6 protein-coding genes are annotated in these 5723 nt (G+C 69.6%); all 6 read right to left on the bottom strand.

Annotation, left to right across the window (positions count from 1 at the left end; translation table 11 throughout):
• Positions 1–102: 102 nt before the first annotated feature.
• Positions 103–966, bottom strand: a complete 864-nt coding sequence (locus Q1V87_RS12860) for a M23 family metallopeptidase (protein ID WP_300593565.1) — start codon at positions 964–966, stop codon at positions 103–105.
• 21 nt (positions 967–987) lie between these two features.
• On the bottom strand, positions 988–2244 hold the full coding sequence (locus tag Q1V87_RS12865; RefSeq protein ID WP_300593568.1) for a M23 family metallopeptidase: 1257 nt from the start codon (positions 2242–2244) through the stop codon (positions 988–990).
• Positions 2245–2357: 113 nt separating this feature from the next.
• Positions 2358–3971: an apolipoprotein N-acyltransferase gene (lnt, locus tag Q1V87_RS12870; protein WP_300593570.1), complete on the bottom strand. Its 1614-nt coding sequence runs from the start codon at positions 3969–3971 to the stop codon at positions 2358–2360.
• The gene (locus tag Q1V87_RS12875; protein WP_300593573.1) at positions 3971–4912 is read right to left on the bottom strand and encodes a cytochrome c oxidase assembly protein; all 942 of its coding nucleotides are present in this window, start codon (positions 4910–4912) and stop codon (positions 3971–3973) included. The genes lnt and Q1V87_RS12875 overlap by 1 nt, the downstream gene beginning before the upstream one ends.
• Before the next feature lie 21 nt (positions 4913–4933).
• Positions 4934–5194 (bottom strand): zf-TFIIB domain-containing protein, encoded by a 261-nt coding sequence (locus tag Q1V87_RS12880; protein WP_300593575.1) that lies wholly within the window; start codon positions 5192–5194, stop codon positions 4934–4936.
• A gap of 8 nt (positions 5195–5202) precedes the next feature.
• Positions 5203–5723 (bottom strand): cytochrome c biogenesis protein ResB (locus tag Q1V87_RS12885; protein ID WP_300593578.1); only part of this gene is annotated, 521 nt, incomplete at its 5' end.

Raw genomic sequence — 5723 nt, forward strand, 5'->3', positions numbered from 1 at the left:
GTAGGTGGCGATCGCGGTCCAGACCAGCAGCAGCGAGATGCCGTCGAGTGTGAGTGATCCGGTCATGATGTGGGTGTCCTCTTCGTCAGGGTGTGGCCGGTTTCAGCCGGCGTTCGCTTGGAGCCAGACCAGTGAGTCGACGGCGGTGTCGTTGATGTACACCTCGAAGTGCAGATGGTTGGCGGTGGAGCGTCCGGTGCTGCCAACCAGCCCGACCGTCTGACCAGCGGTGACCGTCTGACCGACAGCGACCTGTCGGCTTCCGGTCTGCATGTGCGGGTAGACGGTGCGGACGCGCTGACCGTTCAGGACGGACTCGATCACGACGGTGACCCCATAGCCGCCATAGCTGTCCTGCGAGACGCTGACCGCGCCGTCGACGGACGCGTACACCGGGGTGCCGCCGGCGGCGACCATGTCAGTGCCCATGTGCGCACCGCCCCGGTCGCCGAACCGGTCCGTGACGGTGAACGGGCCGCCCACTGGCCAGCGCACCGTACCGCTGCCGGGGGTGACCATGCTGTAATCGAACGGCACCGACGCCACGCGCGCCGAGGTACGGGCGCGAGCAGCGGCCGCCTCGGCCGCCTTCTTCCGGTCGATCTCCTCCTGCGTAGTGGCCGCGTAGCTGTCCCGCGTGAGCTGTGTCTGCGTCGCATCGGAGGCCACGATGAGAGACTGCGCGTCGTCCGAGGCGATCTGCTGCAGGGTCAGCGGCTCGGGGGCTGTGGTCTGCCAGGCGCCGTAAGCCGGCAACGCCACGGTTGCGATCAGGCCGCTGACAATCGCGAGCGCAGTCAGTCTCCGCACCGGATGCATCGTCCGAGGTCCGCGCGCTGGCGCGGCGGCGGCCTGTCCCCGAGTGGGAGCGACGATCTTGCGCGGCGGAGAGCCTTCTTGCCGGAGGCTGCGTCGGGTGGGGGGCGTCTGAGGCTGGTCAGCTGCGGGGGTGAGCTGTTCCGTCATGATGTCCTCCTTCGTTTCGGGTCAGATGGAGATGCCGCGGGCGGCCAGGAAGTCGATCGGGTTCACGGGAGCGCCGTTCACGTAGGCCTCGAAGTGCAGGTTGCAGCCGAACGCGTTCCCGGTGTTGCCTTCGCTGCCGATCAGATCTCCGGCGTTTACGCGCTGGCCGTAGCCGACGAAGAAGCCGCCGTTGCGGATGTGCGCGTATCCGGTTCCGATGCCGCCGCCGTGGTCGATCTTGATGTAGTTGCCGTAGCCGCCGTTGTATCCGGCGTAGACGACCGTGCCGGCAGCGGCCGCATAGATTCCGGCGCTGCAGCCTCCGCTCAGGTCGACGCCGTAGTGGTAGCTGGTGGAGCAATACCCGTTGCCGCATTGCGAGCTGCGGGGACCGAACCCGGATGTCCGACGGCCTGAAGTGGGACGTGCCCACCCGGAGCTGACGACACCGCCGCCGGCGCTCCCCTCCGCGGCACGGCGCGCGGCTTCGGCGCGCTCGGCGGCCTTGCGCTGCTCTTCGGCGAGCCGGGCGGCTTCGACTCCGGCCTGATAGTCGGCAATCGTCCGCGCGGTGGTGTCTTGGAGGGCGGCGAGCTGCGCTTCGAGTTCCCCGAGGTGGAGAGTCTGGGTGTCCAGCGCAGTCTGAGCGGCGTCGGCGGCCTGCTGCGATTCGCGCATCTTCTGCTCGGCGAGCTGCTGCAGCCGGTCACGTTCGTCACGGGCCACGGCCGCCTGATCACTCAATCCCTGCGCCGCGTTGCGCGCAGTGAGCGCGGCGGCATACACGCCCTGGTTGCGTTCGAGCAGCTTGTCCATCGTGCCCAACCGTGCCAGCAGATCGTCCGCGTTCGCCGCCGACCCCGACAAGAACAGCTCCAACGCGGTATCGTCGCCGCCGTTGCGGTACAGCTGCGCGGCGAGCCGGCCCGCCCGGTCAGAGGCCTCAGCGGCGGCTTCGGCTTCGGCATCTGCCTGGGATTGGAGTGCATCAGCTCGTTGGACGGCGGCGAAGTAGTCCTGCTGTGCGGTGTAGAACGCATCGGCCGCCTGTTCGGCCACCGCGCGCGTACGTTGCACCTCGCTGGTGAGGCTCTGGATGAGACCCTGGATCCGGGTGATCTCGGCGGTCTTCGCCGTCTCGTTCGCCTTCGCTGCCTGCACGTCATCCCACGACGGGTAGTCGGCGGCGAAGGCGGGCAGCAGCCGCGCGGCGCCGACGATCGAGCTCCCCGCGACGAGACCGAGCACACCCGCCCCGAGCACCCCACGGCGAGTCATGCGCAGCCCCAGCATCCGCTGCTCGCCAGGGGATGGGCCGCAACCCAAGTCGACGCTTCGCGGCTCTCCCCCTCGCGGGTGGGACCGGGGCTCCACGACGGATCTTGTTGGTCTCATACTCGTGTCGACCTCCGTAGATCGGCGTGTGCACGCGGAGAGGCAGGCCGGACGCGGTGGTGGATCCCGAGCCCGGTGAGGGCGACGACCGCGGCGACGGGGATCAGCCCGGTCAGCCACGGGCCGATCACCACGGCCGCGGTCAGCCCGGTGCGCAACGGAATCGTGCTGATCTGCGCGGCCGCGGTGTCGACGCCGACACTGTCGGTCGTGACACCCTCGGGGGCGATGACCTGGCTGGTGCCCACGGTGGAGACGTTGACCACGGCCCGGCCTGTCTCGATGGCACGCATCCTCGCGAAGGCGAGTTGTTGCAGGTTCTCGTCGGTGCCCCGGAAGTCGGCGTTGTTGGTCTGGAACACGTACAGTTCCGCGCCGGCGCGGGCACTGTCCCAGATCACCTGGTCGTAGATGACGTCGAAGCAGATCGCCAACCCGACGTCGACGTCGTTCACGGTGACGACCGGCAGGTTACTGCCGGGGGTGTACTCCCGTTGGATCAGCCCGACGAGGTCAGGGACGATACGTTCATACAGCCACCGGTCGGGCACGTATTCGCCGAACGGGACCGGGTTGACCTTGTCGTGCCACTGCCGCGCGTCGGCATCAGCAGTCCACAGCAGCGACGTGTTGAACACGTCCTCACCACGGGTGGTGGCCGCGTTCATCAGCAGCGGCGCACCCGCCGCCGCTACGACACGATCCAGCTGAGTCGCGACCGTGGGGGTTCGCAGCGGGTCGGAGTCCACGCTGCCTTCCGGCCACACCAGCAGGTCCATCTGCTGGCCCAGCAGCGACCGGGAGGCGGCGGTCTGCGCGGCGAGCATGTCGCCGGGTGCCTTGGGATCGAAGTAGCCGGCCGGGCCGTTCCCTTGCACCCACCCGACCCGCAGCGTCCCGGCGTCGGTGGTGGGGAACTGCGGTGTCACGACGAGGAGGAATGTGAGGATCGCGGCGGGGATGATGCCGCGCAGGAACCGGAGGCCGCCCGCGCGGGCCCACTGCAGGATGCCCGCGTACAGCGCCACGACCAGCAGGCTCAGTCCGGTCACCCCGGTCCATGACGTGGCCTGCGCCAACGGGCTCTCGACCTGTGTCATCCCGATCCGCACCCAAGGGAACCCGCTGTACGGCCACGCCCCCATCACGACTTCACGCGTAGCCCAGAGGCCGCCGATCAGCAGCGGCACGGCGACCAGCTGCACGGTCCCGCGCGGTCGATACCGACCCGTCCACCGGTAGGCGAGGGTGATCGGGATGGCGCCGGCGCCGAAGAGGACAGCCTGCAGGCTGGCGAGAGCGACCCAGGGTAGCGGGCCGAGAAACTGCCCGACCCAGGCCAGATGGGTGCAGAAGAACACGGCGCCGAAGACCGTGCCGACGAGGAATGCAGTGAGGATGCTGCGGCCGATCAGGCTGATCAGCGACATCGTGACGGCCACCAACGCCAGCGGCCACCACCCGATCGCCGGGGTGGCCAGATCCAGCGCGAACCCGCCGGCGCCCGCCACCGCCAGCGCAGCCCACAGCGGCAGCCGCGCCGTGCGATCCACCGGCGTCGCCGTGGTGGTGCCCGGCCGCGCCGGGGTGGCGAGAGTGGTCGTGGCCATCAGCGTGTGTCCTTCTGGCGGAGCGTGTCGAGGTAGGCGTTGTACGCGTCCAGCTCGGGGTCTCCGTGGGCGTCGGCGTAGCGGGTGGCGGCGGCGTCGCGGGCGGTGTCGTTGCGGAACCAGCGGTGCATCACGAACAGCAGCATCAACAGGGTGGGTGCTTCTCCGTACGACCAGGCCAGGCCGCCGGCGAGACGCTGGTCCTCGATCGGATCGATGCCCAAGGCCAGCGTGGGCGCGGCGAACGTGTCGACCAACAGGGTGGTGGCCATCATCAGGAACACCCCGAAGAACGCGTGCAGGGCGGCTTCGGCGAACACGTCCAGCGCGCGGCCGCCGTGGCTGAGCCGCACCGGCAGCGGGTCGGCGGAAAGCACCGGGATGGTGAACAGGATCCCAGCGACCAGGAACCCGACCTCGAGGCCGACGTGCCCGCCGGGTGCTTGCAGGATGCGGTCGGCGGCGTCGGCGAGGTAGAGCCCGTAGAACGCGAACAGGTACAGCGGGAGCGCGACCCAGGGGCTCAGCGCCCACCGCGCGACCCGGCTGCGCAGCCCCGCGTGAGCGGCCCGGAGCACGAACCGGCCGAGCCCGTGGTGAGGGGTGGCTCGCAGCAGGAGCGTGCCCGGAGATCCCAACACCAGCAGCGGCGGGATGGCCATCATGAGGGTGAGCTGCTGGAACATGAACACCGAGAACAGCGCGTACCCGTACGCCTCGACGCCCAGGCCGGTGACCGCGGCCAGGGTGAGGCAGCCGAGCAAGAAGCTGATCGTGCGCCACACCGGCCACCGCCGCCGGCCGGTCCACAGTCGGATCGCGCCGGCCAGGTAGGCGGCGGCAAGCACGGCGGCGATCACCGGCAGCAGCGGGAACAGCAACGGTGCGGGGCTGAGAAAGCCGAGCAGAGTCGGCGGCGTCCCGGGGATCCAGTCGTTCACGGTGTCATGCCTGTCAGGGGATCAGAAGTCGAACAGCTCTCCCAGGAACCCGTCGCGGCGGCGACGCCCGTTCCGGCCCTGGTGCGAGTCGCCCCTGTCGTGGCGGATATCACGGGTACCGGGTTCCGGATATCGCGGGGCACGAGTGTCGGTGGCCCGGTCGAGGATCTTGTCCAGTTCGCCGCGGTCCAGCCAGACGCCGCGACACCCGGGGCAGTAGTCGATCTCGACGCCGGCGCGCTCGCTCACCAGCAGCAGAGTGTCATCAACGGGGCATTTCATCGGGTCCCTCATTCGGGGTTCGCGCCGCGCACGCGGTCCAGGGCGGCGGCGTGGTCGTTCGCGATGTCGCGGACAGCCTTGTGGAGCGTGGGGTCTTCGCCGCGGGCGAGGCCCGCGTATTCGACGCGCACGCCCTCGGGGACGGTGCGGGCCTTGACCCAGATGCGTCGACGGGGCACGAACAGGCCGGCGAACAGTCCCGCCATGGCGAGGATCGCGAAGGCGAGCACCCACCCGCTGGTGGGGTCGTTCTGGATCTGCAGCGACGCGAACCGTTTCACCGGCTCCTGCTCGGACACCGCCTCCCAGGTGATCGTTCCCCACCCGTTGGGCAGGTCCACGGTGGCGCCGGGGGTGAGCTCGAGGGAGTCCAGCCCCGTGTCGCCGCCGGTGTGCTGGGTGAGTCCGTCGACCTCGAGGGTGTACACCGACCGGGGTGTGCCGTCGTCGATGCCGAGGTCTCCGCTGAACACGTTGAGGGTGAGCACCGGGTTGACCACGTCCGGGTAGACGGACGTGAACGCGCCGG

The sequence above is a fragment of the Microbacterium sp. genome, assembly GCF_030149085.1.
Taxonomy (GTDB): Bacteria; Actinomycetota; Actinomycetes; order Actinomycetales; family Microbacteriaceae; genus Microbacterium.